Origin of the sequence: Sphingomonas sp. ASY06-1R (assembly GCF_052180265.1) — a bacterium.
In the GTDB taxonomy this organism is placed as follows: domain Bacteria; phylum Pseudomonadota; class Alphaproteobacteria; order Sphingomonadales; family Sphingomonadaceae; genus Sphingomonas_I.
Genome location: NZ_CP197464.1, coordinates 1,078,637 through 1,105,427, shown reverse-complemented (window position 1 = coordinate 1,105,427; position 26,791 = coordinate 1,078,637). Strand labels below are relative to the sequence as shown.

The following is a 26,791-nucleotide window of genomic DNA, read 5'->3' as shown; positions in this document are numbered from 1 at the left end:
CGGAATCATATCCAAAGCACCGCCTCGACCGCTGCCTGCCGGCCTGACCCGCCAGATTAAATAACATCGACTTTGCCACCGGATTCGGAAAGAAGTTTCGATGCCCAAAAGCGATCGAAGCCTCGCCTTACCAGCCGCTCTAGGCCTTCTGGTAGTTGGGTGGGGGGCTGGTCTGATGACGAAAACTGGCTCCGACCCCTATCGCTACGTACGTGAGAGGTACGCGGCAAGTGACAACGCAGCTTCGCTGTCCACTCCGCCAGCGGCGGCCACAGACCAAGGATATCGCCAACCTTGCTCCGCTCCAAGAGGAAGCACCGAGAGCGACTTATGTGCCCAATGGCATGCGGCGTATGCGGCAGAGGGCAGCGTCTATTGGGCGAAATGGGCTTTTTGGGTCGGGCTCTTCGGTGTGGCCGGATTAATCGGTACGATCATCCAAGGACGGATGGGCTTACGTGAAGCCATGGCCGCCAATCGCATCGCGCGTGACATTGGCGAGGCGCAAACGCGGGCGTACGTCTCAATCGAGAAAGCCTGGCTAAAGTATGAAGATCCACATTTTTTCGTAAGACTAAAATTTATAAATGCAGGACAGTCCCCGGCCGCCGACTTTAGCTGGTACGCCAGAATTTCAATTGTATTCCGCCAGAATGGCGCGGGTAGCGAAGGCTTTTCACGAAGCACCCCGCGGATAGAAGTTGACGATCTGGCAGGTCGGCCGATTGGAGCAGGAATCAGTGTAGATACTGGGTATTACCATGTCACCAGTAGCAGAGCGGAGCCGGGATGGCTGTCCGACGAAGAAAGGGACATGCTGATTTCGGGAGCTTATACAGCCAGTATCCGAGTCCTGATCCAATACGCCTGGACCGACGTTTTCAACAAAAGGCACAAGTCAGGTCTCGCGCTATTCCGTCCGGAGCGAATCAACTCCCTCGCACCGTTGGAAATCGAGATAGATCAGATGCTTCAACAATCGTGAATGCGGGGGAGGGGCTTAATGGGTGAGCGTCGACACGAAGCGCAATCCACCGGCGAGAGACGGCCGCATTGGCCGGATGGGAGAAGGCCCATTTCGAGCGACGGCATGGACTTCCTAGGCGTCGACGGTGACGGGAAGATTTATTGGGACGGGCGCGCTATTGAGGTGAGTAGGAGCAGCCCTGAGCCGCGGGCAGAAGCTATTCGGCTGGATCGTACCGGCTTCCGCCATAGTGGCCGCTGCCGCCGCGGTCGTTGAAGCCTGCGCCGACGTGGCTGGTTGCAAACAAGCGAGGCAGGGAGAGAATTTTTGAGCACGGAAGCGGATCTTCAAAACCTCAACGCAGAGGGGATGGCCTTGCAGTCGTTGGTGGTCGGCCTATGCTTGGCAATCATTGCAGACGGTCGGCGCCATGTCGTCGAAAAGGCCTTCAGTATCGCCGACACGTTTTCCGAGGCCTCCGCAACGCAATTGACCGGCACAGTACCGCCGGAAAGATTGGTGCGCACCGCCGAGGTTCTTGAACAACTGCGCGCGGCAGCCTTACCCACTCAAGAAGGTTGACGCCCACCGCCCTACCTAATCAACTCCATCCGGTACTGTGTGATCAGCCCGGCGAAGTTCATGTCGTCGAGCCATTCGTCGAAGACGAGCCCGCGGCAAACGGATCGGGCATCGTAGCGCAGCAACCGGTGGGGTCCGACCGCGCAATCCGTGTGAAAGCCGGTGTCGCCCACATCGCCTTGCTGCCGCTGATTCAGGTTGATGGCCAGCAGCATCGCCCCGGCACCCCGTGCGTCCAATTCAGCGGCCAAGTCGAAGAACGTACGTTCGTCACGGTGCCGCTCGAGGGACGCCATAACGAGAAGCTTGGTTTCATCCTAGGCCAGGACCGAGCGGAGGCGATCGACACACCGCCGATAGTAATCTGCAGCGTCGGGCTCACGCGGATCGCGATGCGTGAAGATCGTGGGGCGCCGAACGCCTCCCGATAAAAGGCATGGCCTGCCCCGACCTCCCATTCCCCACATAATACTCGGGATTGAGGAAGGTGCGGAAATCGTCGCGGAGACAATGCAGACCATGGCTGGCGACGAGAAGCCCCAATCGAAAGGGTAAGAGCGGCGCTTCAAGCCAAGGCGCTTGATCGTGGCCGCCGGTTAGCAGAGCGAGCCGAGCGAAATGATGTGACGGACCTATCCGTCAACCAACGGACCAGTGACGGATAAATCCGTTATAAATCAGCTACTTGACCGTTACCCGGCATTCACCGCACAAGGTGAATCGGGCCACGAGGCGTGGGCGCGCCGACCTGACCCTACCGCAACCGTCTAATCAGGAGACGATCATGGCTACTCAGCCCATACAGCCCGCCCACTTCCGGCCAATCCCACTTCCTCATTCTTAAGGGGGGTTCGCGCACGGCTGCGCGCCCTCCTGCCCGTTTGCGAGTGGGGCCAATACGGCTTCGACGCGGTTAACGAAGAAGGGGACGGTATGGGCTGGCACATCTCGTGCGACTGGCTCGGCTTTCACGTTCTGATCGGCGGCGGCCGGATTGAGTGGTTTGAGCAGCACAAGGTCAAGGCCCTGACCGATCAGCGCAACTCGGCGCGAGGCTGATACATGAGCGGGGGGACGATACAGCAGCAGCCGATGATGACGACTTGCACCGAACTCTACGCGCTCGAGGCCGCAGCCTTCGATCGGGTGGGAGGCCCGATCGAAGCGGATCGCCGAGCTATAGCCGCCGCAGAGCGTGCGATCGGCAACCGGCGCGCTGACTCGCCGGAGGCAATGCTCTGGCGTGCGCAGAGACTGGCACGAGCGGTTCTTAACGATTGGCACGCTGAGCTAGTGCGGCCGCTCGCGCTGGCCGTCGAGCGAGACTTGGTAGCCTTCATCTAAACCTTTGGGCTGGCGGCGGGTCGCCGCCGGCCCTTTTTCACAAAGGAGCGACAATGCTTAAGGAATCCCACGGCCACGCTGACGACACGTCCGCCGCCCCCAAGCTTGCCTACACGCTCAAGGAAGCCATCGCGGCGACGGGCATCGGCAAGACCAGCCTCTATGACGACATGGCCGCCGGCCGTCTCACCGCGAAGAAGCGCGGCACGAGCACCATCATCCTTACCGACGAACTTCGCCGCTACCTGGCGGAGCTCCCGAACGCGGAGATTAAATCGTGATTGTTAGGCCGCCGGTGCCACTTCAGCGCGTGCTACCCCGGTGCTACCCGGGGGCCGCAATCACTAGCGCCATACTCGCTCAGCCATCAAAAAATGGCGCACCCGAAGGGATTCGAACCCCTGGCCTCTGCCTTCGGAGGGCAGCGCTCTATCCAGCTGAGCTACGGGTGCCGGTGCGTTGCAAGCGCGCTTAGCAAAGCCCGCGCGCTCCGGCAAATCATGCCTGCGATTTTGCGGCGGCTGTTTTGGGCGGCGGCGTTTTCGGGCGGTAGGCGCACAGATCCACTTCCACGCAGCGCCAGCATTCCGGCTTGCGCGCCTTGCAGACATAGCGGCCGTGCAGGATCAACCAATGGTGGGCGTGGCTGCGAAACGGCTGCGGCGTCACCTTCTCCAGCTTCAGCTCGACCGCCAGCACATCTTTGCCGGGGGCCAGGCCGGTCCGGTTGGAGACGCGGAAGATATGGGTGTCGACCGCGATCGTGTCGTGTCCGAACGCCACGTTCAGGACGACATTGGCAGTCTTGCGGCCAACGCCCGGCAGTGCCTCCAGTGCGGCACGGTCTTCCGGCACCGCGCCGCCATGCTCCGCAATCAGTTTTCGGGAGAGCGCGATCACGTTCTTGGCCTTCATGTTGAACAGGCCGATCGTCTTGATATGCTCCTTGAGGCCCTCTTCGCCGAGCGCGACCATCGCTTCCGGCGTGCGCACGGTCTCGAACAAGCGCCGGGTCGCTTTGTTGACGCTGACGTCGGTCGCCTGGGCCGACAGCGCCACCGCCACCAGCAGCGTATAAGGGTTCACATATTGAAGCTCGGTTTCCGGCGAAGGATTGAGCTCCGCCAGCCGGCGGTAAAATTCGAAGACGGCGTCGCGCTTCATCGGCACTGCGGGCTCCAGTGCGGAAAGGGGTGCGCCAAGATCTAAAAGCCCAACATGTCCGCCATCGTGTAGCGCCCCGCCGGCTTGCCCGCGAGCCACAGCGCGGCCCGGACAGCGCCTTTGGCGAAAATGCTGCGATTTTCCGCCCGGTGGCCCAGCTCGATCCGCTCGCCGTCGGTGGCGAACACGACCTGATGGTCGCCCGCCACCGATCCGCCGCGCAGGCTGGCATAATAGATGCCGCCTTCTTCGCGCGCGTGCGGCCCCTCCTGCATGCGATCGAACCGGTTGAGCGCGATCGCGCTCTCCGCCCCCCGTCCCAGATTGGCCGATGCGCCGAGCAGCAAGGCCGAACCCGATGGGGTGTCGAGCTTGTGACGATGGTGCATCTCGACGATCTCGATATCCCAGTCGGTGCCGAGCACGCGCGCCGCTTGCTCCACCAGCCGGCGCAGCACGTTCATGCCGAGCGACGTATTCGCCGTCTGCAGGATCGCCACCTCGGCCGCCGCCGCGTCGATCGCCGCATGATGGTCCGCTTGCAGCCCGGTCGTGCCGATCACGATCGGCGTTCCGGCCCCGCGCGCCGCGGCAAGCGTTTCGGCCAGCGCATCGGGCGTGGAGAAATCGACCAGCACGTCCGCAGCCGCCGCAAGCGCGGCCGCATCCGCATAGTCGCCGTCGACCGCACCTTCGCGGTCGATGCCGCCGGCAATCACGGCATCCTGCGCGGCGGCGGCGTTGGCGATGGCGCGGCCCATGCGGCCGGACGCTCCGATGATCCCGATCCTGACGTTCATGCGCGCCATCTGGCACAAGGGTTTCGCCTTGGCGAGAGGCCGTCACGCCGGTTGCCAGCGGTGACCCGGCTGGATAGCGTCCGGCCATGAGGGACCGGGCATGACGAAACGGGTGATCGCGCTGGATGCGCTGCGCGGCCTCGCGGTGGCCGGCATGATCCTGGCGAACAGCCCGGGATCCTGGATCCACCTGTACGAACAGCTGGATCATGCCGCCTGGAACGGCTTCACCGCGACCGACATGGTCTTCCCCACCTTCCTGTTTTCGGTGGGCGTGGCGGTCGGCCTCTCCTTCCCACGCGCGTTGTCGGAGACGGATCGCGCGCGCAGCTGGTCCCGGCTGGTGCGCCGGACGCTCGCCTTGATCGGGCTCGGCCTTGCGCTCAATCTGCTGGGCAGTCTGAGCGTCACCGAATGGCGTCTGCCCGGAATTCTTCAGCGGATCGGGCTCTGCTACGCGATCGGCGCGGGCCTCGTCCTGCTGAGCGCACGCCGACGCGACGATGGTCTGGCCACGATCAGCGTCGCGACGATCGGGGGCGCGATCGTGGTTTTGCTCATGGTCTATTGGGCGCTCCTCACCTTCGTGCCGGTGCCCGGTTTCGGCCCGGGCCGCCTGGATCCCGCAGGCAATCTCACCGCCTTCATCGACCGCGCCATCTTCACCACGCGGCATTTATGGTCGCTGGGCACCGATGCCGACGGCACTGTCGTCTATGATCCCGAAGGGCTGCTCTCCACCTTGCCGGCGACCGCCAACGTCCTGATCGGCGTGCTGGCCGGATGGGCGTGGAAGCAGGCGCCCACCCTGCGCGGCATGCTGGTGCTGGCGGTGGCGGGCGCCCTGCTTGTCGTCGGCGGCCTGGCGTTCGATCCGCTTGTCCCGATCAACAAGCGCATCTGGACGAGCAGCTTCGCGTTGCTGAGCAGCGGCGTCAGCATGATCCTGTTCGCGCTGCTCGCTTTGGCGCTGCGCAGCCACGCCGCGCGCATCGCCGCCTATCCGCTACGGGTCCTGGGCGGCAATGCGACCCTTGCGTTCGTGCTATCGATCCTGCTCGGCATCTTCAGCAGCTACCCGATCTTCCGGGCTGGCACGCAGACGCCGCAGGCGTGGGGCATGGCGCTGGCGCAGACGATCGTCGCCGATCCGAAAATCGCATCGCTCCTCTGCGCGCTGGCCATTCTGATGCTGATCCTGGCGCTGTTGTGGCCGCTCCATCGGCGGGCCATCCACTTCCGGCTGTGAAGCGTTTGAGACGACGAACCGGAAGGGTCCGATGGTTTAGCGGCGTTTGCCGAACAAGCCGCCCAACGCGTGCGCCGCCCGCCCGATCGCGGTGGCGGCTGGTCTGATCCGGCCAAGCTCCGCCCGCAGTGTCGATCGTTGCGCGCCGGTCAGGGCATCGCCGGGCAGCGCCAATAACGCGTCGATTTCATCGGCCTGGCGCTCGGGCTGGCCCGCCTGCCCATAAGAGTCCGCCAGCCCGATGCGCGCTTTCACAACCTGCGCCGCCATCGCGATGTCGGCATCGGCACCGCACGCCGCTACCAGCGCCTCGGCGCCCGCAATCGCTTCCGCATAGCGGCCGGCCCGACGCAGCCGCGCCGCATATTCCACCGCCGCTTTCGCTGCACGCAGTCGCATCGCCGCCAACGGCGCCTTCAGATCGTCCATCAGGCCAAGAAACAGCCTTAATGCGCCGTCCAGATCGCGATCCGCGATCGTCAGTGCTTTGTTGAAGCGCGCGCTGGCCGCCCGCTCTCGCAACGACTTTACGTCGGAATCCCCCCAGCGCCTGATGATATCGTCATAGGTCGCGACTTCCTCGGTATGACGGCCCAGCTTGTCCAGCTGGATGGCGCGATAGGACATCGCCAACGCCACATCCTCCTCAATCTCCATCGACAGATCGCTGCCATAGCGCGCGATCAGCGCGTCGCTTACCGCCAGCGCATCCTCCCGCTGCGCGAGGCGCGACAGGGAATAAGCCTTGCGCACCATCGCATCGACGCACAGCCGCCGCAGTTCGGGATGGACCGCCTCCCCATGCGCGGCCAGCACCTCGTCGAAGCAGGCGATGGCCGGGCGGTGTTGCTCCGCATCGACCAGCTGACGTCCACGCTTGATCGTATCGGAAATGGCGGTGCGTTCCGCCAGCGTCAGATCGGGATATTGCGTGCCATAGCTCGGGGCTGCGCCGTCACGCTGCAACCGGTTCAGGCATGTCAGCCTGCTTGCCGCCGCCTTGGACAGAGTGTCCCGCATCCCGTCACCCGTGGCGTTGGCGAAGCGCGCCATCAGCGCATCGTAAATCGGCAGCGCCGCGGCCGGCTGATCCATCAATTGCATCAGCAGATAGCCGAGATTGAGATAGGCACTTGCGGTGGTTTCCTCCACGGCGGGACAGGTGTCCGCGGCAAAGACGGCCAGATAGTCTGTGTAGCTGTCGGCCGCGCGCTGGAACTGGCGGTGGCGGCGCAGGTCGACGGCATAATCATATGAAGCGCTGGCCACGCGGGCACGGATGTCGGGCGAGGGATCGGCTGCGAAACGTTCGCGCAGCGCGGCGACCGCGATGCCATGCTGGCGCTGTGTGGCGTGGAGCGGCCCGCTTTCCGCTTGCTCCTCATCGCCGTCCCGTGACGCCGGGGGCGCCAGAAGCTGATCCTGCCAAAGCTCGGCGCGCAACGCCATCGCCCGGACGATTGCCTTGCGCAACGGCACGGGCGCCTCCGCGCCGTCCACGGCCAGATCCGCGGCGGACGGTATATTCTCCAACGCGAACAGCGCGGAATCGTGATCGCCATCTTCCCGCAAAATCCGCGCTTGCTCGATCCGGCCCTGCACGGCCCACAGCCGCACACCGCTGTCTCTCGATCCGGCACAATGCGCATCCAGTGCGACGAGCGCGGCCAGCGCTTCGGCCGGCCGCCCCAGCTGCCGCAGCGCCCACGCTTCCAGCAGGCGCACGCGGGCCAATGTCGGCTGCAGCATGCCTATCGCGCTTGCGCCGAACCGCGCGAGCATGCGGCGATATCCCGCCAGCGCATCGACCGGCGGCGCGTCGTCCAGCCGATCCAGCATCGCCAGCATCACGTCCTGCTGGATCGATAGATCGTCATGATCGGCATATCGCGCCCATTGGCCGTCGGTCAGCAGATCCGCGACAGCCCTATCTTCGGCCGCGGCGCTGGCGCGCAGCACCTCCGCCTTCATCCGCAACGCCTTGTTGACGCAGCGCAACGCCACGGTGTCGCCCGCATCGGCATGATCCTGCACGACGGCGTCGAGCGCCTCCAGCAGCGTCTGCCTTTCCGCCGTGTCCTCCTGGTCGGGATCGCGTCGGCGCCACAGGTCCAGCACGATATCCGTCTGCGCCAAAGCCAGCGTCGCACGCTGGCCGGGGTGGGTCGCGCTGCGATAGGCCGCGACGATCTGGTTCAATACGGCCCGAGCTTCCTCGCTCCGGCCCAATGTCGCCAGCAGCCGCGCCTGCGCCAGCAGCGCGTCGGCCGCCTGTTCCTGCAACGCCGGATCGGATGCCTTCGCCAGATCGCGATGCAAGGCCGTATAGCTCTGCAGCGCCCTGTCATGCTCGTCCAATTCTGCCAGCAAACGAGCCTGCAAGGCGCGGGCGCGTGCCGTCGCAAGGCGCGTGCCCGCACGATCGTCCTTGCCGAACTTCTCGATCAGCGCGGCGCAGTGCCGCATCATGTCGACCTTGGCGAACGGCGTATCCGCGTGCGATCGCAACACGGCTTCCTCCACCCCGGTGGTCGCGACGACCTCGCGCACGTCGGCCGCCTCCGATATGCCGAACCGCGTCCGGATCTGCTGCATGACGTCCCGCGCCTCGACCGGTTGGTCCAGTTGGACCAGTGCGCCGGCCTTCAGCCGCTGTGCCTGCGCGATCCAGGCGACGACCTGCGACATGGCCGGGCCGGCTTCGGCAGGATCGAAATGCGCGCACAATCTGTCGGTGGCCTCGATCATCTCGGCGGGGCGGCCCGAACGGTCGAGGGCATCGATTTTGCGGAACCAGGCGACGGCCAGATGCTCCTGCAGATCCGCCGCCGCCTGCGGTCCCGCGAGCGGTATCAACCGCGCGATAACGGCTTCGGCATCTTGCAGGTCGGCGTCCATGCCATCGCGAACAGATTGCATGAAGGTCCTTATAGCGAAACTGTCGGTGCGTCGGAATCTAACGTCGGGCCGCCGGGTCGGTTGCGACGGCGGTGCGATGGCGCCTTATCGCCACGCCTTTGGCGCGCATCTGCTTGAGACGCGGTACCGGCGGCCACGCGGTTCGCCCCTTCTCTTGGCCACCCGCCCGGCTTAGTCTTCCGGCCATGCGGGACATCCACACCATCGTCATTCTCACCGGCGCGGGCATTTCCGCCGAAAGCGGGCTCGCCACCTTTCGCGGGCCCGACGGCCTGTGGGAAGGCCATCGCGTCGAGGATGTCTGCACGCCCGAAGCGCTGGCCCGCGATCGCGCGACGGTATTGCGCTTCTACGACGCCCGCCGCGCCGCTTTGGCGACCGTCCAGCCCAACGCCGCCCATCGCGCGTTGGCCCGGCTCGATCGCGACTGGCCCGGTACTCTGCTGATCGTCACGCAGAATGTCGACGATCTGCACGAGCGCGCCGGCGCCCGCCGCCTGATCCATATCCACGGCGAATTGCTGTCGTCGCTCTGCCAGAGCTGCGGCGGACGCGCGTCCTTCGCCGGCACCTTGCTGGACGATCCGGCCTGCCCCGCCTGCGGCCGCACCGCCGCGCTCCGCCCCGACATCGTCTTCTTCGGCGAAATCCCCTATCGGATGGACGAGATTGAGGCCGCGCTGACGCAGGCGGACCTGTTCGTGTCGATCGGCACCTCGGGCGCGGTCTATCCCGCCGCCGGCTTCGTCCGCCTCGCTTCGGCGGCGGGCGCCCACACGCTGGAACTCAACCTGGAGCCCTCCGCCGGCTCGGCTCTGTTCGACGAGGTCGACTATGGACCGGCGACCCAATCGGTACCGGCCTGGGTCGACACGCTTCTGTCCACCCCCGGCTGATCCGTCCTTCTACCGCCAATGCCGTTCGAAGCGGTCCTGCAGCCCCGTCAATATCTCATATTGCGACTGGCCGGATCGCGCCGCCAGCGCGGGCAGGTCCAGCGGGATCGTCACCCAATCGCCCTCGCCCGCGGTCGCCGCCGTCACGTCGATCGCAATCAGGTCCATCGACACCCGCCCGATCAGCGGGCAGCGCACGCCCCCCGCCTCCGCCCACGATCCTGCTGCCAGCGCCCGCCGATAGCCGTCGGCATAGCCCAGATTGAGCACCGCCACCCGCGCCTCCGTCAGCGTGCGCCAGCAGGCGCCATAGCCCACACTCTCGCCCGCCGCGACCGTCCGCACCTGCAGGATCTGCGCCGCGATCGCCGCGACCGGGCGGATCGCCGCCGCGTCCGGCCCCGGCTGCCCGCCATACAGCGCCAGCCCCGGCCGGGTCAGATCGAAGGCATAATCCTCGCCCAGCAGCACCCCGGCCGAATTGGCGAGGCTGTAGCGGCGCGCCGGCACCCGTTCCCGCAGCGGCCGGAAGGCGGCCAGCTGGCGCGCATTGAGCGGATGATCCCCCTCCTCGGCGCAGGCGAGATGGCTCATCAGCGTCTCGATCGGCAGCCCCGCCAGCACATCCGACAGCGCTTCGTCCACGCTCAACCCCAGCCGGTTCATGCCCGTATCGACCATCACGTCGCACGCGCCGCCCCCGGCTTCGCGCCAGCGCCGCACCTGTTCGACGCTGTTGAGCACCGGCCGCGCCGGCGAATCGCACGCCGCCGCCATATCCTCCGCCCGCACGCCATGCAGCACCGAAAGCGCCGCGCCCTCCGGCAGCGGGCCAAGCGCGGCCGCCTCCGACCATGTCGCAACGAAGAAGTCGCGGCACCCCGCCCCCGCCAGCCGCGCCGCTACCGCGCGCGCGCCCAGCCCATAGCCATTCGCCTTGATCGCCGCCCCGCACGCGGCCGCACCGCTCCGCGCCGCCAGCCAGCGCCAGTTGGCAACCAGCGCGGCGCCGTCTAGGATCAATCGGAGCGGCAAATCGGCAGTCATGGACGGAGCGCTTAGCGCCCTCCCGATGCGGCGTCACCCACCCACAATTTGCTGCGCTTGCGAGCACGATTGTTGCTCATTTGCAATGGTCGGCCTTATTTTACGATAGGGTCTGCCACGCTATTGCCGCATTGTTGCCCCGGCCCTAGGACGCGACACCGATCCGGTACGGCGCGGAATACGGTCGGCAGGACCAATAAAAACATAACCTGCACGGTGGAGAGGATGCCGTCACTTACAGGGTGGCGGGAAGCGGTTCGACCCCTGGTCGGGCCGCTTCCTAGTTTCTGGGTCCCCACCACTCAGCGCAACACCCCCTTCATCGCGAGACGCTACCGGCGGCGTAGCGATCCAAGCCCGCTAAACCTCCGTTCGTCCTGAGCGTAGTCGAAGGACGCTGCGACCGGCCCGCGTGAGCCCCGTCCTTCGACTTCGCTCAGGACGAACGGTGGAGTAAATTGTCCACGTCAAATGGTGGCACATATCTCCCCTGGCGGGGGAGGATAGCCCCCAAAAAATCCTCCCCCGCCAGGGGGAGGTGGCGCCGAAGGCGACGGAGGGGGAGGACGCGACGTCCCAGCCACCCCATCCCCCCGCCAAATCACCTACCCACCCCGCCCCACCTCCGCTAAAGGGTCCACCATGTCCCGCCCCGTCCCCAAATCCTTCCACGTCAAGTCCTTCGGCTGCCAGATGAACGTCTATGACGGCGCGCGCATGGCCGAATTGATGGAAGCGCAGGGCATGGTAGAGGCCAGCGCCGACACCGCCGATCTCGTCCTCCTCAACACCTGCCACATTCGCGAGAAAGCCGCAGAAAAGGTCTATTCGGATATCGGCCGCCTCGCCAAGCGCGCCCAACGACTTGGCGGCGTCAAGCCGATGATCGCCGTCGCCGGCTGCGTCGCCCAGGCCGAAGGCGCCGAAATCCCCCGCCGCGCCCCCGCCGTCGACCTCGTCGTCGGCCCCCAGGCCTATCACCGCCTGCCCGGCCTGATCGCAGACGCCGCCGCCGGCCGCCCCGCGGTCGATACCGACATGCCGGCCGCCTCCAAGTTCGACGCTCTGCCCGGCCGCCGCAGCGCCGCGCCGTCCGCCTTCCTCACCGTCCAGGAAGGCTGCGACAAATTCTGCACCTATTGCGTCGTGCCCTACACCCGCGGCGCCGAAGTCTCGCGCCCCTGGGCCGCCGTGATGGACGAAGCCCGCGCGCTGGTGGACGGCGGCGCGCGCGAACTCACCCTGCTCGGCCAGAACGTGAACGCCTGGACCGGCGAGGATGAGGCCGGCCGCCCCCAGGGCCTCGACGGCCTGATCCGCGCGCTCGATCGGCTGCCCGGCCTCGCCCGCATCCGTTACATGACCAGCCACCCCAACGACATGGCCGACGGGCTCATCGCCGCGCATGGCGACGTCGCCAGCCTCATGCCCTTCCTCCATCTGCCCGTGCAGTCGGGCAGCGACCGCATTCTCAAGGCGATGAACCGCGCCCACGACGTCGCGTCCTACCTGCGCCTGATCGATCGCGTCCGCGCCGTCCGCCCCGACATCGCCGTCTCCGGCGACTATATCGTCGGCTTCCCCGGCGAGACCGACGCCGATTTCGAACAGACCCTGGATGCGGTGCGCGCCGTCGGCCACGCCATGGCGTACAGCTTCAAATATTCCCCCCGCCCCGGCACCCCCGCCGCGGCCATGGCCGATCAGGTCGCGCCCGAGGTGATGGACGAACGCCTCCAGCGCCTCCAGGCCCTTCTCGGCGCGCAGCAGCTCGCCTTCAACCGCGCCACCATCGGCCGCACCTGCGACGTGCTGATCGAGCGCGCCGGCAAGCTCCCCGGCCAGAAGCTCGGCAAATCGCCCTGGCTGCAATCGGTCCTGATCGACGGCGGCGAGATCGGCGATCTGGTGGAGGTCGAGATCGTCGCTGCCGGGCCGCAGAGCATGACCGGCCAGCAGGCCCAGCGCGCGGCGGCGTGACCGAGACAGCCGCGCCCGAACGGAAGCGATCCGTCATCGCGCGGATCGGCCTGACCGCGCTCAACCTCCTCACGCCGGGGCTCGGCCTCATCCGCATCGGCCGATGGCGCGAAGGGTTGAAGCTTGCGGCCGCTTCCCAGCTTACCTGTTGGCTGCCCGCCATCGCGGCATTTCTGCTGCCCGTCGGGAGCTTTGCGATCCTCCTGACAGGCTTCGCTTTAGCTTCGCTGGCGACATTGACGGTGCTGGTCATCGCTTGCGTGCGCACATGGCGCGGGTCGCGGGATCAGTTCAGCCGGAGATGGTGGACGCGCTGGTACGCGCTCATCCTGTGGTATGCGATCGACCTGACGATTGTTGCGGCGCCCGTCGCCCTGTTCCATCGCGCCTACCATAGTTTCTACATCGCCTCGATTTCGATGGCGCCGACCTTCGCGCAGAATGAGAAGGTGCTGGCCGACATGCGCTGGCGCACGCCGCAGATCGGCAACATCATCCTGGTGCGCGATCGCAATGGCGTCGCGCGCATTTACCGGGTCGCCGCACTCGGCGGCCAGACCTTCGCCATGCGCCACGGCGTGCCGATCATCGACGGCCACCCCGCCACGCAGCGCGAAGTCGGCCCGATCACCATTTCCGATTCCGGCATCGAACCGCAATCGGGCCGTGTGCTGCGCGAGCATCTCCCGGGCGAGACGGGCGAGCATCGCATCGCGCAGCTCGCCGGCTATCCCCAGGATGAAGTGACGCCACAGCGCGTGCCGCCCGGATCGATCTATCTGCTGGGCGATGACCGCGACATGGCTGCCGACAGCCGTATCCCGCTGGCAGAGGAAGGGATAGGCCCCGTCCCGGTTTCGACGATCATCGGGCGCCCGCTCTACATCCTATGGAGCCGCGACCACAGCCGCATCGGCCAACGCGCCGATCATTGATTGGCGCCAGCTGCGTTCGACCGCGCCACCGTCGGCCGCACCTGCGACGTGCTGATCGAGCGCGCCGGCAAGCTCCCCGGCCAGAAGCTCGGCAAGTCTCCTAGCTGCAATCGCTGCTGACCGACGGCGGCGAAATTGGCGACCTGGTCGAGGTGGAGATCGTCGCTGCGGCTCCGCAGAGCATGCATGGCGAACGGGCGCAGCGCGCGGCGGCGTGAGCGCGGCTGGATAGGAAGCTGATGAGCGGAAGAGCGCGTTCCAAGGGTACTTTTGCGCTTGCGGCTGCATTGCTTACAGGCACTTATGCGCGGTCTCATCCCTGCAAGGCCATCTTTTGCGTAGAGCTTTCCGATCCTTGGGGTAATGACCCTTGGCGATCAAACGGGACAACGAGACATGCCACGGGGACGGCCCAAGAAGATGCAGTCCGAGCCTGAGAAGGCGGCCCTTCGTTCATTCGAGGCGCCCCTGTGGGCGGCGGCGGACAAGCTGCGCGGCAACATGGATGCTGCGGAATACAAGCACGTCGCGTTGGGCCTGATCTTCCTCAAATATATTTCTGATCGCTTCAACGAGCGGCGCAACGAGATTGTGTCCGACCAGACCATTCCGGACTCGATCCGCGACGAGCTGTTAGAAGAGAAGGATTCTTATACCGAAGAGAGCGTGTTCTGGGTGCCAGAACATGCGCGCTGGGAGTATCTCAAGGAGAACGCCACCAGCACCAAGCCAACCATTGGCGAGCTGATCGACATGGCGATGCTCGACATCGAGCGGGAAAACCCAACGCTCAAAGGCGTGCTGACCAAGAATTATGCCCGGCCCGAGCTGGACCAGACCAAGCTGGCCGAAGTGGTCAAGCTGTTCTCCGATCTGACGTTCCGCGACGAACATCACGGGCAGGACGTGCTTGGCCGCGTCTATGAGTATTTCCTTGGCCAGTTTGCCATCGCGGAGGGCAAGCGCGGCGGGCAGTATTACACCGCGGGGTGCGTCGTCCGCCTGCTGGTGGCGATGATCGAGCCGTTCAAGGGGCGGGTGTATGACCCCTGCTGCGGGTCGGGCGGCATGTTCGTGCAGTCCGAACAGTTCATCGAGGCGCACGAGGGCGGACGGAACGACATTTCGATCTATGGGCAGGAGTCCAATCCCACCACATGGCGGCTGGCCAAGATGAACCTCGCAATCCGAGGGATCGAAGCAAATCTTGGCAGCAAGTGGGCGGACAGCTTCCACGAGGATATGCACCCCGGAATCAAGGCGGATTACATCCTCGCCAACCCGCCGTTCAACCAGAGCGACTGGGGGCAGCAGAAATTGCAGGGCGATGTCCGCTGGCAATTTGGCACGCCACCCGCTGGCAATGCCAACTATGGCTGGGTCCAGCACATTTATTACCATCTGGCCCCGCATGGGATTGCGGGTTTCGTGCTGGCCAACGGCTCCTTGTCCAGTCAGCAATCGGGCGAAGGCGAAATCCGCCAGCGGCTGATCGAAAAGGACGTGATCGACTGCATCGTGGCGCTGCCCGGCCAGCTCTTTTCGACCACACAGATTCCGGTGTGCCTTTGGTTTGTCGCCCGCGACAAATCGAACGGCATCGTGAAGGACAAGAAGCTGCGCGACCGGCGCGGTGATGTGCTGTTCATCGACGCGCGCAACATGGGCACCATGGTCACGCGGACGCTCAAGGAGCTGACAGTCGACGACATAGCCACCATCGCCGACACTTATCATGCGTGGCGGGAAAAGGGCGGCAAGTACGAAGACGTGCCCGGCTTCGCCAAGTCGGTGACTCTGGCAGACATCGCCGCCAAGCGGTTTGTGCTGACGCCCGGAATGTATGTGGATCAGGCAGCGCAGGCCGATGATGGAGAAGCATTCGCGGACAAAATGACCCGGCTCACCGCGACGCTGAAAGCACAGATGGAGCGGGGCAACACGCTCGACATGGAAATCCGTAGTCAGCTCAAGAAGGTCGGTTATGGCTGGTGACGCTCCAGCCGAACTCTACGCTCCAGCCTTCAACTTCGGGGCGGAGCCGCAACCGCTGCTGGGCCTCGCGGAATGGATCAACGGGTTAGCATTCAAGAACATCGCCTTCACGGATGACGGCCTGCCTGTTGCCAAAATCGCCGAAATCAAGGGCGGCTTTTCTGACGCGACCAAGCGCACCAATGGCATCTATGATAATCGGGTGCGGCTACGTGATGGCGACCTGCTATTCTGCTGGTCGGGCCAGCCGGAAACTTCCATTGGCACATTCGTGTGGGACAAAGGCGATGCTTGGCTAAACCAGCACATTTTCCGTGTTTTGCCGCGCAAGAGCGTTGATCGCCGTTTCTTCCGCTTCCTCATGCTGTATTTGCAGCCCAATTTTCAGGAAATTGCGCGTAACAAGCAGACGACCGGCCTTGGCCATGTAACCAAGGGCGATCTCTCGATGATGATGGTCCAGCTGCCGGGACGTGCTGAGCAACAGCGTATCGCCGATGTGCTGCAAGCCATTCAAGATAAGCTCGACCTCAACCGCCAGATCGCAATGACGCTGGAGGATACGGCGCGGGCGTTGTTCAAGAGCTGGTTCGTCGATTTCGATCCCGTTCACGCCAAATCTGGGGGCCGCGATCCCGGCTTGCCTACGGACGTCGCCGCGCTGTTTCCCGATGGCTTCGACGATGGAGGCTTGCCGAACGGCTGGGAATGGGGAAGCCCCGAAAGCTTGGTAAAGATCAATCCAACAACCCGCATTGATCGAAATAAAGAAGCACCATACGTCGACATGGCCGCACTGCCGACTAAAGGGCACCGCATCGTTTCGGCCGTCTCACGCCCCGTTGGCTCTGGCGCCAGGTTCAAGAATGGGGACACGCTTCTTGCTCGCATAACGCCTTGTCTGGAGAATGGTAAATCCGCTCTGGTCGATTGCTTGGATCACGATGCGGTTGCTTGGGGTTCAACCGAGTTCATTGTGATGCGGCCTTTGGAAGGCATCCCCGAACCACTACCATACCTCGTCGCGAGAGACGCCTCATTTCGGGCTCACATGATTTCGGCGATGTCTGGAACATCCGGCCGCCAACGCGCACCCGCTGAAGCAATTGATCGATGGGCAATGGCAATTCCCAATGCTGCTGTGATCGCGGCTTGGGGCAATGCCGTAGTTCCGATGTTCAACGGCATCAAAGCGAGAAGCTTGGAGGCTGAACAGTTAACAGAGTTGCGAGACACCCTGCTGCCGAAGCTGCTCTCCGGTAAGCTTCGGCTAGCGGATACCGCAACTGTGATCGCTGCTGCATAGAGGGACGCATGCCCTATCAGCTCCAGCTCCTGCGCAACCTCATTGAGCGTCACCCCGAACGGGCTGGCAATCTTGAGCTGCACGTCCGGGCGCTGGAACAGAGCATCGAAGAACTACCCTTCACTTGCCTGTCCAATGTCCGATCAATGTTCGAGGCAATGCAGCTGAGTGTGAATGGTGTCCTCAAGATCACCTATGGCGAAGGCGACGACTTCGCCAAACGCACCAGCTTGGTCATCAAGTCTCTCGATCTCGCATTAGGCAACCACCCGCAAAAGGATAAAATCGACCTCCACCTCAAGAGGCTGCTCGGGAGCATCAACGGTGTTGCTTCTTCGTTAGCTGCCTTGAGCAATATACCAAATTTACGGCACGGCGGCGCATTGGACTGGCCGACGCTGGAACGTCAACATGCCTACATGCTGGGCGGTCTCTGTGATGCGTTGGTTTCGTTCCTGCTCGATGTCGCATGGAGCCGACCTTCCGAGGAAGTCGAGGTGCCACCCGGCGCGAGCTACGCCGACGAACGGGAGTTCAACGAAAGTCTCGATAACGAATATGAGCTTGTTGAAATCGCCGGGTCGATCTTCGAGCCCAGCCGCGTTCTCTTCGCGTTAGATCCCACTCAGTACGAAGCGGCATTAGCCGAATGGCGGCTAACCAACACCGCCGAAGGTGAAAAGGAAGCTGCCGCATGACCTATCCGACCGGCGGCGCATCACCTCCCAGCCGTTTCAATGAGGGCGCGGTTGAGCTGGCAGCGATGAGCTGGCTCGATCTTTCTGGCTGGAAGGTGCTGCCGGGCGACTATTTGGCCCCCGATGGGCCAATGAGCGCGCGCACAGACTACCGGCAAACCATGCTGGAAGGGCAGCTGCGCGACGCGCTGGCGACGCTTAACCCGGACGCGAAATCGAGTACCATCGAAACGGCGATGCGCGCCGTGCTAGCCGCGCCAACGCAAAACCTGCTGGAGAACAACCGAGCATTTCATGAGCTGCTGGTGTTCGGCGTGCCGGTAGAGTTGAACGAGAATGGCGAAAGCCGGACCGTGCGGCTCCGCCTGATCGATCAGAAGACGCCAGCCAACAACAGTTTCATCGCTGCCAATCAGTTTGTCGTTCAGGCGGAGCGCCACACCATCCGGCCGGACATTGTGCTGTTCGTCAACGGCCTGCCGCTGGCGGTGCTGGAGCTGAAGAACCCGGCCGATGAAAACGCCACGATGGACCGGGCGCATGAGCAGCTTCAGAATTACAAGAACAAGGCTCCCGAGCTGTTCCGCTTCAACGTCGCGCTTGTCATCAGCGACGGGATGGAAGCGCGCATCGGCTCGCTGACGGCAGGGTTGGACCGCTTCCAGCCTTGGCGGACCATCGACGGCGAAAAGCATGACGACTTTGGCCGGGCGGAGCTGGAAGTCCTCATCAAGGGCGCGTTAGATCCGGCACGGCTGCTGGACCTGGCCTTCGACTACACCGCCTTTGAAATGGCCGATGGCGTGGTCAAATCGAAGAAGCTGGCGGGCTATCACCAGTTCCACGCCGTGCGCCGGGCACTGGCATCGACGGTCAAGGCGGCGGGCGAAGGCGGGCATCGCAAGGGCGGCGTGGTCTGGCACACGCAAGGGTCCGGCAAATCACTGACCATGCTGTTCTATGTCCGCCAGCTCCAACTGGCGAAGAAGCTGAAGAACCCGACAATCGTTGTAGTGACGGACCGCAACGATCTGGACGATCAGCTCTTCAAGACCTTCGCTGCCCACGGCAGCGCCATTCGCGGCGAGCCGCGCAACGCGGAAACCGTGGCAGCGGTTCGGGAGCTGCTCAAGGTCGATATTGGCGGGCTGGTGTTCACCACCATACAGCGGTTTCGCGGCGATGAGGGCGAGCATCCTTTGCTGACCGATCGCAGCAATGTGATCGTTATCGCCGATGAAGCGCACCGCTCCCAATATGGCCTCAACCGGCGCTTCGTGACGCGGGGCGACGAAGTGCGGGAGGAAGTCGGCTTTGCCGAATATCTCCGGCAAGCCTTGCCCAACGCGACCTTCATCGGCTTCACCGGCACGCCGATTGACGAAAAGGATCGCAGCACGGCCGCAGTATTTGGCGACGTGATCGACACCTACGACATGACCCAATCGGTCATCGACAAGGCTACGGTGCCAATTCATTACTCCGCCCGGCTCGCCAAGCTGATGTTGCGGCTCGATGCCGAACAGCGCGAAGAGCTGGACGCACTGGCCGAAGAGCTGACCGAGGGCAGCGACGTGCGCGCCGCTGAACAGTTGAAGGCGAAGTTCAGCCGGTTTGAGGAAATCGTCGGTTCGCCCGAGCGCATCGCGACGGTCGCAGCCGACATCGTCGCGCACTTCGAAGAGCGGAAGGTGGCGATGGGCGGCGGCAAGGGCATGATCGTTGCCATCAGCCGCCAGGTCGCAGTCGCCCTCTACGATGAGATCGCCCGATTGCGCCCGGAATGGGTTGGGGCTGACCCGTCCAATGACAACGACGGCATGATGAAGGTCGTCATTACCGGCAACAATTCTGACCCGCAGGCGATGCAGCCGCATATCCGCACTAAATCGCGGCTGGAGGAAGTAGCGGACCGCTTCAAGAACGCATCATCAGGGTTTGACCTCGTGATCGTGCGGGACATGTGGCTCACGGGCTTCGACGCACCTTCGTTGCACACACTCTATATCGACAAGCCGATGCGCGGGCATGGCCTGATGCAGGCCATTGCGCGAGTGAATCGCGTGTTCGGTGCTAAACCGGGCGGGCTGATCGTCGATTACCTCGGCATCGGCGCGGAGCTACGGGCGGCGCTGGCGCAGTATAGCGCCCGCGACCAAGAGCAAGTCAGCCTCAATATGGATGAGGCGGTTCGGCAGCTTTTGAGCAAGGTTGAGTCGGCGCTGGCCTTGCTCGGCAACGTCAACTGGAAGGCGTTCTTTGTCGCTGATCCGGCGGCCCGGCTGACAATTCTCAAGCAATGCCTTGAGGAAATCCTGTCGAGCGACCGTCGATCCGAGTTCATCGACCTGGCGACGCAAGCCGAAGCTGCCTTCGCCATCGCGGCGGGGGATGAGCGCGCATCCGCCAAGCGGCAGGAAGTGGCGCTGATTGTCGCCTTGCGGGCGAACCTCATCAAATACACGTCCGGCAAGGGTGGGCGCGGCAGGCAAGCCATTGAGCAAGAAATTCGCCAGCTCATGTCGCAGGCGGTCATGTCCGATGGCATCTTGGACGTGTTCAAGGACGCGGGGTTGGAGCAGCCCGATCTTGCTATATTGTCCGACGATTTCCTGTTGGACGTGCGGCAGACGAAGCAGCCGAACCTTGCTGTTGAGACGCTGCGGCGGCTTTTGCAGGGGAACATCAAAGCACGCGAACGGCTGAACATTGTCGAAGCCCGCAAGCTGAGCGAGCGGCTGGACGATGTGCTGACCCGCTACCACAATCGGGCGGTTGATAGCTTACAGGTCATTGATGAGCTGATCTCTCTTGCACGTGACGTCGCCGCGTCGGCAAAGCGCGGCGAAGAGGTGGGCTTGGCTCCTGAGGAGCTAGCGTTTTATGACGCCTTGGCTGAGAACGGGTCGGCAAGGGAATTGATGGAACGCGAGACGCTCCGCACACTCGCCCAACTACTGGTCAAGACGATCCGCAGCACCGTCACGGTCGATTGGACGCAAAAGGAAAGCGTGCGCGCAAAGATGCGGATCGAAGTTCGCAAGCTGCTCGCGCGTTATGGCTACCCACCGGATTTGCAGAAGGCGGCGGTGGATCTTGTCCTTGAGCAAGCCAATACGATTGCGGTTGATTGGGCGTTGTGACGCTCAGGCTTCCTCAATCTCATCATCTGATTCAACGGCACCGTGCAAATCCAGCGTTTTGATCCGGGGGCCAAACACCCGGCGGAAAGCGTCCATCCGAGCGAGCATCCATTCGTGCTGCTGCGGGAAGGTGGCCACGTCCGCCGGGTCGAACCCGTCTCGGAAGATGGCAATGCGGCTCGCCTTCTTGGTCGGGAGTTCCTGCCATTCCAGCGGCTCGCCAAATTCGGCTTCAATGGCCCCCTTTTCAAGCGCGAGCTGGCGGATCCCGATCTTGAGCGGGTCATTATGGAAATACAGCTCGACGCCGATGCGCTTCTTCTTAGTGTAGATCGTGTTGCTGATGACGATGCCTGATCGCCCAGCGGAAAAGGAGTGCCAGTGATCCTTTCCGGGGCGACGAATGCTGAACGCCGAGTTCCGTTGCTTCAGGAACTCCGCAAAAGCCGTCCAGAATGCCAGCCGCACGCGATGGCGATCAGGCTCCTCGCCGCTCGCCGATTGCCGCGTCACCGCGCCTACGTTGCGCGCCCACGCGTTCGGCTTTGCAACGACATTGAAGAACGGCGCGGGGTCGCTGTCTCCGATTTGAAGGGCTTCGATCTCAACAGCGAAGAAGGCGAAGTCTTCTATAGTGCTTGCGTTAAGCCAGTCGATGGCAGCGCGGTGATCGTCTTTGAAGCGTTCGGCAACCCACACCACAGTGGCCTGCCCTGACTGACTGGCGACGTAGCTGACGAGTTGTCCAAGGTGTCGATGGTCGGTGGCGCCGAACTGGTTTTCGATCAGGACAGGATGGCCTTCCGCGTCTTCAGCCAGAATATCCAGACGGAAGTCACCAGCGGCAACTTCGGTGCCTTTCAACTCGAGCTCGTCAATCTGTAGCGCTTCCGCCAGCAGGTCGAGATTTTCGGACAGCCAAGGCGTGAACACCTGCGGCTCGTTTCCCCACACCTCAGTCGCTCTGAGCGTTACAAGCTTACCGAGTTTCGGCGTCATCATGCACCCATGCAGTTTAACACTCGTTGGACGACGTAGCAGTACGTCTATGTATCCCAAACGATTTGGCGACCATCACAGTTTAAGCCCTTTGCGCCGTAGGGCCCTTGACGCGGCGCACTTGTTCCTGCTATGTTCCACGTGGAACAAGCTCCGCCACATACCCCCCCGCCACCCATCATTAAGTTCGTTTCTGGTGTTTTTCCTTTTTTACCCCCTCAAAAGGCCCTCTGACCCGACATTGACCCCGACCCCTCGCCTTTCTAGCAACTTTTTTTCGCACCCCGCCGCGCGGGGAGAGGGTTAGGCGCTGTATGACCGACCGTTTCTTCTCGATCCACGCCCAGGGCATGGTCCGCGTCGCCGCCGCCACGCCGGCGGCGAGCGCGGGCGATGTCGGCGCCAATGCCGCGTCGATCCTCGATCTCGCGCGCCGGGGCGATGCCGCGGGCGCAGATCTCATCGTCTATCCCGAACTGTGCCTGTCCTCCTACGCGATCGACGATCTCCATCTGCAGGAGGCGCTGCTCGATCGGGTCGAGGCGGAGCTCGCCGCGCTGATCGAGGCCAGCGCCACGCTCAAGTCCGTTTTGCTGGTCGGCGCGGCGCTCCGCCGCAACGGCCGCCTCTATAATTGCGCGGTGGTGATCGCGCGCGGCAAGGTGCTGGGCGTGGTGCCCAAAAGCTACCTCCCCAATTACCGCGAATATTATGAGAAACGCTGGTTCGCGCCGGGCGTCGGCCTCACCGGCCTCGACATCATCGTCGCCGGCCAGACCGTGCCATTCGGGCCGGACCTGATCTTTGCCGCCAGCGACCTTGCCGATTTCGTCTTCCACGTCGAGATTTGCGAGGATTATTGGGCGCCGATCCCGCCCTCCTCCCTCGGCGCGCTCGCCGGCGCGCTGATCCTCACCAATCTGTCCGCCTCCAACATCGTCGTCGGCAAGGAACGCGAACGCGATCTCTACGGCGCCTCCCAATCGGCGCGCGCCACCGCGGCCTATGTCTATTCCGCCTCGGGCCCGGGCGAGAGCACGACCGATCTCGCCTGGGATGGCCAGGCGATGATCCATGAACTCGGCTATCAGCTCGCCCGCTCGGGCCGCTTCGATCATGAGCCCGAACTGATCTATGCCGATATCGACGTCGCCCGCATCCGCCAGGCGCGCATGCGCTTCGGCACGTTCAACGATAATGCGCAGGCTTTCGGCCATCCGGAACAGCGCTTCCGCCGCATCGCGTTCGAACACGCCCCTGCCTTTGCCGATATCGGCCTCAAGCGGGTCGTGGCGCGCTTCCCGTTCGTGCCCGCCGATCCCGATCGGCTGGATGAGGATTGCTACGAGGCCTTCAACATCCAGGTCGAAGGGCTCGCCCGCCGCATGCTGGCGACCGGCGGCGAGACCCTGGTCCTCGGCATTTCCGGCGGCCTCGATTCCACCCATGCGCTGATCGTCGCGGCCAAGGCCTGCGATCGCATCGGCCGCCCCCGCTCCTCGATCCTGGGTTTCACCATGCCGGGCTTCGCCACCGGGGCGGAGACCAAGGCCAATGCCTGGGCGCTGATGAACGCGATGGGCATCACCGGGGAAGAGATCGATATCCGTCCGGCGGCGACGCAGATGCTGAAGGATATGGGCCATCCCTTCGGCCGCGGCGAACCCGTCTATGACGTCACGTTCGAAAATGTGCAGGCGGGCCTGCGCACCGATTATCTGTTCCGCCTCGCCAATCAGCGCAATGGCTTCGTCGTCGGCACGGGCGATCTGTCCGAACTGGCGCTCGGCTGGTGCACCTATGGCGTCGGCGATCAGATGAGCCATTATGCCGTCAATTGCGGCGTGCCGAAAACGCTGATCCAGTTCCTCATCCGCTGGGCGGTCAAGGCCAGCCAGTTCGATACGGAGACCGATCGCGTGCTCACCGCGATCCTCGGAACCGAAATCTCGCCCGAGCTCGTCCCCGCCGATGCCTCCGGCGCGATCCAGAGCACGCAAGCCAAGATCGGCCCCTACGAGCTGCACGATTTCTTCCTCCATTATACCGTGCGGCACGGGCTGGCGCCGTCCAAGATCGCCTTCCTCGCCTGGCATGCCTGGCGCGATGCGAATGAGGGCGAATGGCCGCTCGATTTCCCGGCGGAGGAACGCCGCAGCTACGATCTCGACACGATCCGCAAGTGGCTGGAGGTCTTCCTGTTCCGCTTCTTCCAGATCAGCCAGTTCAAACGGTCCGCCATCCCCAATGGGCCGAAGGTGTCCGCCGCCGCCAGCCTGTCCCCGCGCGGCGATTGGCGCGCGCCGTCGGACGGGGTCGCCAACCTCTGGCTCGACGAATTGCGAGCAAATTGAGAACTTTCCGGCCTTTGTGCGTTGACAGCTCCGATCGGCGCAGCCCCCCGCGCCTCACAATGGAGTGATGTCATGGCTACGACCCCCGCAACCCGCACCCGCGCGACCAACGCGAAACGTTCCGCCGCCGCGAAGACCGAAGCTCGCGACAGCGATGGCCAGTTCACCGCGCAGGCGACGCCCAAGCGCACGCCCGCCGCGGCCCGCAAGAAGCCGACCCGCACGGATCTCAACGCCACCACCGGCCAGATGCTCGCCGCCGGCGCCGCGGGCCTCGCGGTTGGCCTTGCCGCCAACGTCGCGCGCAAGCTCGCCGTCCAGTCGCCCACCTACTTTGCCGGCGAATGGGACGAAGCGCTCAAGGCCGAGCATGAGCTGACGCTCAAGGTGTTCGACGCGATCGAGGCAACCACCGAGAGCAACACCACCAAGCGCAGCATGCTCCTCGCCAACCTCAAGCATATGCTGGCCAAGCATGCGCTGGAGGAAGAGAATACGGTCTATCCCGCGATGCGCGATGCCGGTGAGGCCGAAGCCGCCGATCATCTCAACAACGATCACGGCTATGTGAAGCAATATCTCTACGATCTGACGATCATGCCCAAGGATTCACCCGCCTGGATCGCCAAGATCCGCCAGTTCCGCGCCGACATCACCAAGCATATGCGCGAAGAGGAAACCACGCTCTTCCCCATGCTCAAGGGCAAGCTGACGCCGGAGAAGAATAAGGAACTCACGGCTGCAATGAACAAGGAAGGCCTGAAAATCGCCTGAACGCCGCTGTCGCCCCGGTTTTCGCCGGGGCGACAGGCTTTCGACCGACGGATCATCGCGCGGACCCCGTTCAAGCCTTTATGGGGTTTGCAGGCGAAGTATCGATGGCCACAACGGGGATCGCGCCGCCGCCGGATGCTGACGCGGCCACCGCGCTCCGCTATGCCGTGCGCTCCTGCGCCGGGACAGTGACGTGTCGGCGTGATGACTGGCAGAGGCCCCCTGATTGGATTTGCAAGACCCCGACGGAGACCTGGTCCGCCGGATCGGCCAAGGCGACACCTATGCGGTCGAGGCGCTCGTCGCCCGCAAGCTGCCGCGCATGACCGCGCTCGCCTATCGCCTGCTCAGCGACCGGGCCGAAGCGGAGGATGTCGTCCAGGAACTGTTCGTGCGGGTGTGGCGCAGCGCGCCCGGCTGGCGCCCCGGCGCCGCCAAGTTCGACACCTGGATGCACCGCGTGGCGCTCAACCTGTGCACGGATCGCCTGCGCAAACGCCGCGAAGCCGCGCTGCCCCAGGATTGGGACGCGCCCGATCCCGCCCCCAATGCGGAAGCCAATTTGGTTTCCCGCGCCGACAGCGAAGCGGTGGATCGCGCGCTTGCCGCGCTTGCCCCGCGCCAGCGCGAAGCGATCGTGCTCACATATTATCAGGAATTGTCGAACCAGGAGGCTGCCACGCTCATGGGCATCGGCGTAGACGCACTCGAGAGCCTGTTGGCGCGCGGCCGTCGCGCGCTCAAGCTGCGGCTGGAGCAATGTCATGACTGAGCCGATGGGCCTTGCTCGGTTCGAACAGCTGGTTGCCGCATATGGCGCGCAGCCGCACCGCTGGCCGAAACCGGAACGGCCTGCGGCAGAGGCGCTGTTGCGAAGCGATCCCCGCGCAACCCACCTGCTCGCCGATGCCGACGCGCTGGACGCGATCTTGTTCGCGCACAAGGCTCCCGCGCCATCGGCCGCCCTGCATGCGCGGATCGTCGCCAGCGCACCCCGGCGCCGGATCGGACGGAGCGCGCGGCTGTGGTGGAGCGGCCTCGCGATGGCGCTGGCGGCCGGCGGCGGCGCCCTGGCGGGATCGGCCGCTACCGCCGCGCTCGATCCGACCATCGCCAGCATTCCGCTCTACGAACATGATTATCTGCCCGCATTCGAAGCGAGCCCGGAGGAGAAGGCGCAGTGAAGCGATGGCCCCGGACGCTGCTGGTCGTCAGCCTTGTCCTGAACGTCTTCCTGATCGGGGCGATTGCGAGCGGCATCTGGCATTGGCGCCATCATGGCGAGGAGCGCAACAGCTGGCGCCGCCATGTCGCCGATGCGCTGCCGGCGCCGCAGGCCAATGCCTTCCATCAGGCGATCAAGGCCGAGCTGCGCGGCTCGCAGCCGGCCGTGCTCGAAGGGCGAGCGGGACGGGCCGAGGCCGTGCGCCTGTTCGGCCAGCCGACTTACGACGCCGCGGCCGTCATGAAGCAGCTGGATCGGGCCCGCGCCGCGGACAATATCCTGCGTACCAACATCGAACGACGCGTCGTGCAATTCGGTGCCACCCTGCCGCAGGACCAGCGCCAGCGTCTCGCCAAGGCGTTGGAGGAAGGGCCGCTACGACAAAGCCGTCGGCGGTAAACAGCGCTTGAAAGG

24 protein-coding genes and 1 tRNA gene are annotated in these 26,791 nt (G+C 64.1%); 18 read left to right on the top strand and 7 right to left on the bottom strand.

Translation table 11 applies throughout. The annotated features are described in order from the left end of the window. Window positions 1–175: 175 nt before the first annotated feature. Together ACSBM8_RS05425 and ACSBM8_RS05420 are read left to right on the top strand one after the other, a co-directional pair. Window positions 176–985, top strand: coding sequence for a hypothetical protein (locus ACSBM8_RS05425; protein ID WP_442680637.1), 810 nt, complete (start codon window positions 176–178; stop codon window positions 983–985). 309 nt (window positions 986–1,294) lie between these two features. Further along, a complete protein-coding gene (locus ACSBM8_RS05420; RefSeq protein ID WP_442680636.1) occupies window positions 1,295–1,549 on the top strand; it encodes a hypothetical protein in 255 nt (84 codons plus the stop codon). 11 nt (window positions 1,550–1,560) lie between these two features. Here ACSBM8_RS05420 and ACSBM8_RS05415 read toward each other — a convergent pair whose 3' ends face one another. Next, on the bottom strand, window positions 1,561–1,845 hold the full coding sequence (locus ACSBM8_RS05415; RefSeq protein WP_442680635.1) for a hypothetical protein: 285 nt from the start codon (window positions 1,843–1,845) through the stop codon (window positions 1,561–1,563). A 637-nt stretch (window positions 1,846–2,482) separates the two neighbouring features. Between ACSBM8_RS05415 and ACSBM8_RS05410 the strand changes: the two genes are divergently transcribed. From ACSBM8_RS05410 to ACSBM8_RS05400, 3 genes are read left to right on the top strand one after another with little or no spacing between them, the layout of a single operon-like run. Beyond that, entirely contained in the window at window positions 2,483–2,608 is a 126-nt protein-coding gene (locus tag ACSBM8_RS05410) for a hypothetical protein (protein WP_442680634.1), read from the top strand. Window positions 2,609–2,641: 33 nt separating this feature from the next. Continuing rightward, window positions 2,642–2,893: a hypothetical protein gene (locus tag ACSBM8_RS05405; RefSeq protein WP_442680633.1), complete on the top strand. Its 252-nt coding sequence runs from the start codon at window positions 2,642–2,644 to the stop codon at window positions 2,891–2,893. Window positions 2,894–2,946: 53 nt separating this feature from the next. Next, window positions 2,947–3,174 carry a helix-turn-helix domain-containing protein gene (locus ACSBM8_RS05400; protein WP_442680632.1) on the top strand — a complete coding sequence of 76 codons (228 nt, stop codon included), beginning with the start codon at window positions 2,947–2,949 and terminating at the stop codon, window positions 3,172–3,174. A 94-nt stretch (window positions 3,175–3,268) separates the two neighbouring features. On the opposite strand, the gene ACSBM8_RS05395 is transcribed toward ACSBM8_RS05400, so the two are convergent. The 3 genes from ACSBM8_RS05395 to dapB form a co-directional block, all read right to left on the bottom strand. Further along, window positions 3,269–3,345: transfer RNA gene (locus ACSBM8_RS05395), tRNA-Arg, on the bottom strand. A 46-nt stretch (window positions 3,346–3,391) separates the two neighbouring features. Then, window positions 3,392–4,057: an endonuclease III gene (nth, locus tag ACSBM8_RS05390; RefSeq protein ID WP_442680631.1), complete on the bottom strand. Its 666-nt coding sequence runs from the start codon at window positions 4,055–4,057 to the stop codon at window positions 3,392–3,394. 41 nt (window positions 4,058–4,098) lie between these two features. Further along, window positions 4,099–4,857, bottom strand: a complete 759-nt coding sequence (dapB, locus tag ACSBM8_RS05385; protein ID WP_442680630.1) for a 4-hydroxy-tetrahydrodipicolinate reductase — start codon at window positions 4,855–4,857, stop codon at window positions 4,099–4,101. 100 nt (window positions 4,858–4,957) lie between these two features. Between dapB and ACSBM8_RS05380 the strand changes: the two genes are divergently transcribed. Then, window positions 4,958–6,106 carry an acyltransferase family protein gene (locus tag ACSBM8_RS05380; RefSeq protein ID WP_442680629.1) on the top strand — a complete coding sequence of 383 codons (1,149 nt, stop codon included), beginning with the start codon at window positions 4,958–4,960 and terminating at the stop codon, window positions 6,104–6,106. Between the two features lie 36 nt (window positions 6,107–6,142). Here ACSBM8_RS05380 and ACSBM8_RS05375 read toward each other — a convergent pair whose 3' ends face one another. Then, a complete protein-coding gene (locus ACSBM8_RS05375; RefSeq protein WP_442680628.1) occupies window positions 6,143–9,025 on the bottom strand; it encodes a tetratricopeptide repeat protein in 2,883 nt (960 codons plus the stop codon). A 185-nt stretch (window positions 9,026–9,210) separates the two neighbouring features. Here ACSBM8_RS05375 and ACSBM8_RS05370 point away from each other — a divergent pair, with 185 nt between their 5' ends. After that, entirely contained in the window at window positions 9,211–9,921 is a 711-nt protein-coding gene (locus tag ACSBM8_RS05370; protein ID WP_442680627.1) for an NAD-dependent deacylase, read from the top strand. A 9-nt stretch (window positions 9,922–9,930) separates the two neighbouring features. On the opposite strand, the gene alr is transcribed toward ACSBM8_RS05370, so the two are convergent. Then, complete coding sequence (gene alr, locus ACSBM8_RS05365; protein ID WP_442680626.1) at window positions 9,931–10,968, bottom strand: alanine racemase; 1,038 nt, start codon at window positions 10,966–10,968, stop codon at window positions 9,931–9,933. Between the two features lie 642 nt (window positions 10,969–11,610). Between alr and miaB the strand changes: the two genes are divergently transcribed. The 6 genes from miaB to ACSBM8_RS05335 all read left to right on the top strand — a co-directional run bounded on the left by miaB (window position 11,611) and on the right by ACSBM8_RS05335 (window position 21,025). After that, on the top strand, window positions 11,611–12,948 hold the full coding sequence (gene miaB / locus ACSBM8_RS05360; RefSeq protein ID WP_442680625.1) for a tRNA (N6-isopentenyl adenosine(37)-C2)-methylthiotransferase MiaB: 1,338 nt from the start codon (window positions 11,611–11,613) through the stop codon (window positions 12,946–12,948). Next, on the top strand, window positions 12,945–13,883 hold the full coding sequence (lepB, locus tag ACSBM8_RS05355) for a signal peptidase I (protein ID WP_442680624.1): 939 nt from the start codon (window positions 12,945–12,947) through the stop codon (window positions 13,881–13,883). Before miaB ends, lepB begins: the two co-directional genes overlap by 4 nt. Before the next feature lie 420 nt (window positions 13,884–14,303). Continuing rightward, window positions 14,304–15,878, top strand: coding sequence for an N-6 DNA methylase (locus tag ACSBM8_RS05350; RefSeq protein ID WP_442680623.1), 1,575 nt, complete (start codon window positions 14,304–14,306; stop codon window positions 15,876–15,878). Further along, a complete protein-coding gene (locus ACSBM8_RS05345) occupies window positions 15,868–17,184 on the top strand; it encodes a restriction endonuclease subunit S (RefSeq protein ID WP_442680622.1) in 1,317 nt (438 codons plus the stop codon). The genes ACSBM8_RS05350 and ACSBM8_RS05345 overlap by 11 nt, the downstream gene beginning before the upstream one ends. Window positions 17,185–17,192: 8 nt before the next feature. Next, window positions 17,193–17,882: an abortive infection family protein gene (locus tag ACSBM8_RS05340; protein ID WP_442680621.1), complete on the top strand. Its 690-nt coding sequence runs from the start codon at window positions 17,193–17,195 to the stop codon at window positions 17,880–17,882. Further along, window positions 17,879–21,025 carry a type I restriction endonuclease subunit R gene (locus ACSBM8_RS05335; protein WP_442680620.1) on the top strand — a complete coding sequence of 1,049 codons (3,147 nt, stop codon included), beginning with the start codon at window positions 17,879–17,881 and terminating at the stop codon, window positions 21,023–21,025. The genes ACSBM8_RS05340 and ACSBM8_RS05335 overlap by 4 nt, the downstream gene beginning before the upstream one ends. Window positions 21,026–21,028: 3 nt before the next feature. Here the strand turns inward: ACSBM8_RS05335 and ACSBM8_RS05330 are convergent, their stop codons facing one another. Continuing rightward, a complete protein-coding gene (locus tag ACSBM8_RS05330; protein WP_442680619.1) occupies window positions 21,029–22,027 on the bottom strand; it encodes a DUF4268 domain-containing protein in 999 nt (332 codons plus the stop codon). Between the two features lie 311 nt (window positions 22,028–22,338). Between ACSBM8_RS05330 and ACSBM8_RS05325 the strand changes: the two genes are divergently transcribed. From ACSBM8_RS05325 to ACSBM8_RS05305, 5 genes are all read left to right on the top strand, one after another. Continuing rightward, window positions 22,339–24,378 (top strand): NAD(+) synthase, encoded by a 2,040-nt coding sequence (locus tag ACSBM8_RS05325; RefSeq protein WP_442680618.1) that lies wholly within the window; start codon window positions 22,339–22,341, stop codon window positions 24,376–24,378. Window positions 24,379–24,450: 72 nt separating this feature from the next. Then, entirely contained in the window at window positions 24,451–25,152 is a 702-nt protein-coding gene (locus ACSBM8_RS05320) for a hemerythrin domain-containing protein (protein ID WP_442680617.1), read from the top strand. A gap of 226 nt (window positions 25,153–25,378) precedes the next feature. Then, window positions 25,379–25,924, top strand: a complete 546-nt coding sequence (locus ACSBM8_RS05315) for an RNA polymerase sigma factor (RefSeq protein ID WP_442680616.1) — start codon at window positions 25,379–25,381, stop codon at window positions 25,922–25,924. Beyond that, complete coding sequence (locus ACSBM8_RS05310; RefSeq protein WP_442680615.1) at window positions 25,917–26,336, top strand: hypothetical protein; 420 nt, start codon at window positions 25,917–25,919, stop codon at window positions 26,334–26,336. The genes ACSBM8_RS05315 and ACSBM8_RS05310 overlap by 8 nt, the downstream gene beginning before the upstream one ends. Beyond that, a complete protein-coding gene (locus tag ACSBM8_RS05305) occupies window positions 26,333–26,776 on the top strand; it encodes a periplasmic heavy metal sensor (RefSeq protein WP_442680614.1) in 444 nt (147 codons plus the stop codon). Before ACSBM8_RS05310 ends, ACSBM8_RS05305 begins: the two co-directional genes overlap by 4 nt. Window positions 26,777–26,791 lie beyond the last annotated feature (15 nt).

Bases quoted from the DNA above. Each gene is read 5' to 3' on its own strand.
- ACSBM8_RS05400 (WP_442680632.1), top strand. From the start codon at position 2,947: ATGCTTAAGGAATCCCACGGCCACGCTGACGACACGTCCGCCGCCCCC.
- ACSBM8_RS05335 (WP_442680620.1), top strand. From the start codon at position 17,879: ATGACCTATCCGACCGGCGGCGCATCACCTCCCAGCCGTTTCAATGAG.
- ACSBM8_RS05410 (WP_442680634.1), top strand. From the start codon at position 2,483: ATGGGCTGGCACATCTCGTGCGACTGGCTCGGCTTTCACGTTCTGATC.
- ACSBM8_RS05320 (WP_442680617.1), top strand. From the start codon at position 24,451: ATGGCTACGACCCCCGCAACCCGCACCCGCGCGACCAACGCGAAACGT.
- dapB (WP_442680630.1), bottom strand. From the start codon at position 4,857: ATGAACGTCAGGATCGGGATCATCGGAGCGTCCGGCCGCATGGGCCGC.
- ACSBM8_RS05375 (WP_442680628.1), bottom strand. From the start codon at position 9,025: ATGCAATCTGTTCGCGATGGCATGGACGCCGACCTGCAAGATGCCGAA.
- ACSBM8_RS05425 (WP_442680637.1), top strand. From the start codon at position 176: ATGACGAAAACTGGCTCCGACCCCTATCGCTACGTACGTGAGAGGTAC.
- ACSBM8_RS05330 (WP_442680619.1), bottom strand. From the start codon at position 22,027: ATGATGACGCCGAAACTCGGTAAGCTTGTAACGCTCAGAGCGACTGAG.
- nth (WP_442680631.1), bottom strand. From the start codon at position 4,057: ATGAAGCGCGACGCCGTCTTCGAATTTTACCGCCGGCTGGCGGAGCTC.
- ACSBM8_RS05325 (WP_442680618.1), top strand. From the start codon at position 22,339: ATGACCGACCGTTTCTTCTCGATCCACGCCCAGGGCATGGTCCGCGTC.
- ACSBM8_RS05370 (WP_442680627.1), top strand. From the start codon at position 9,211: ATGCGGGACATCCACACCATCGTCATTCTCACCGGCGCGGGCATTTCC.
- miaB (WP_442680625.1), top strand. From the start codon at position 11,611: ATGTCCCGCCCCGTCCCCAAATCCTTCCACGTCAAGTCCTTCGGCTGC.
- ACSBM8_RS05340 (WP_442680621.1), top strand. From the start codon at position 17,193: ATGCCCTATCAGCTCCAGCTCCTGCGCAACCTCATTGAGCGTCACCCC.
- ACSBM8_RS05415 (WP_442680635.1), bottom strand. From the start codon at position 1,845: ATGGCGTCCCTCGAGCGGCACCGTGACGAACGTACGTTCTTCGACTTG.
- ACSBM8_RS05345 (WP_442680622.1), top strand. From the start codon at position 15,868: ATGGCTGGTGACGCTCCAGCCGAACTCTACGCTCCAGCCTTCAACTTC.
- alr (WP_442680626.1), bottom strand. From the start codon at position 10,968: ATGACTGCCGATTTGCCGCTCCGATTGATCCTAGACGGCGCCGCGCTG.
- ACSBM8_RS05350 (WP_442680623.1), top strand. From the start codon at position 14,304: ATGCAGTCCGAGCCTGAGAAGGCGGCCCTTCGTTCATTCGAGGCGCCC.
- ACSBM8_RS05380 (WP_442680629.1), top strand. From the start codon at position 4,958: ATGACGAAACGGGTGATCGCGCTGGATGCGCTGCGCGGCCTCGCGGTG.
- ACSBM8_RS05405 (WP_442680633.1), top strand. From the start codon at position 2,642: ATGATGACGACTTGCACCGAACTCTACGCGCTCGAGGCCGCAGCCTTC.
- ACSBM8_RS05310 (WP_442680615.1), top strand. From the start codon at position 25,917: ATGACTGAGCCGATGGGCCTTGCTCGGTTCGAACAGCTGGTTGCCGCA.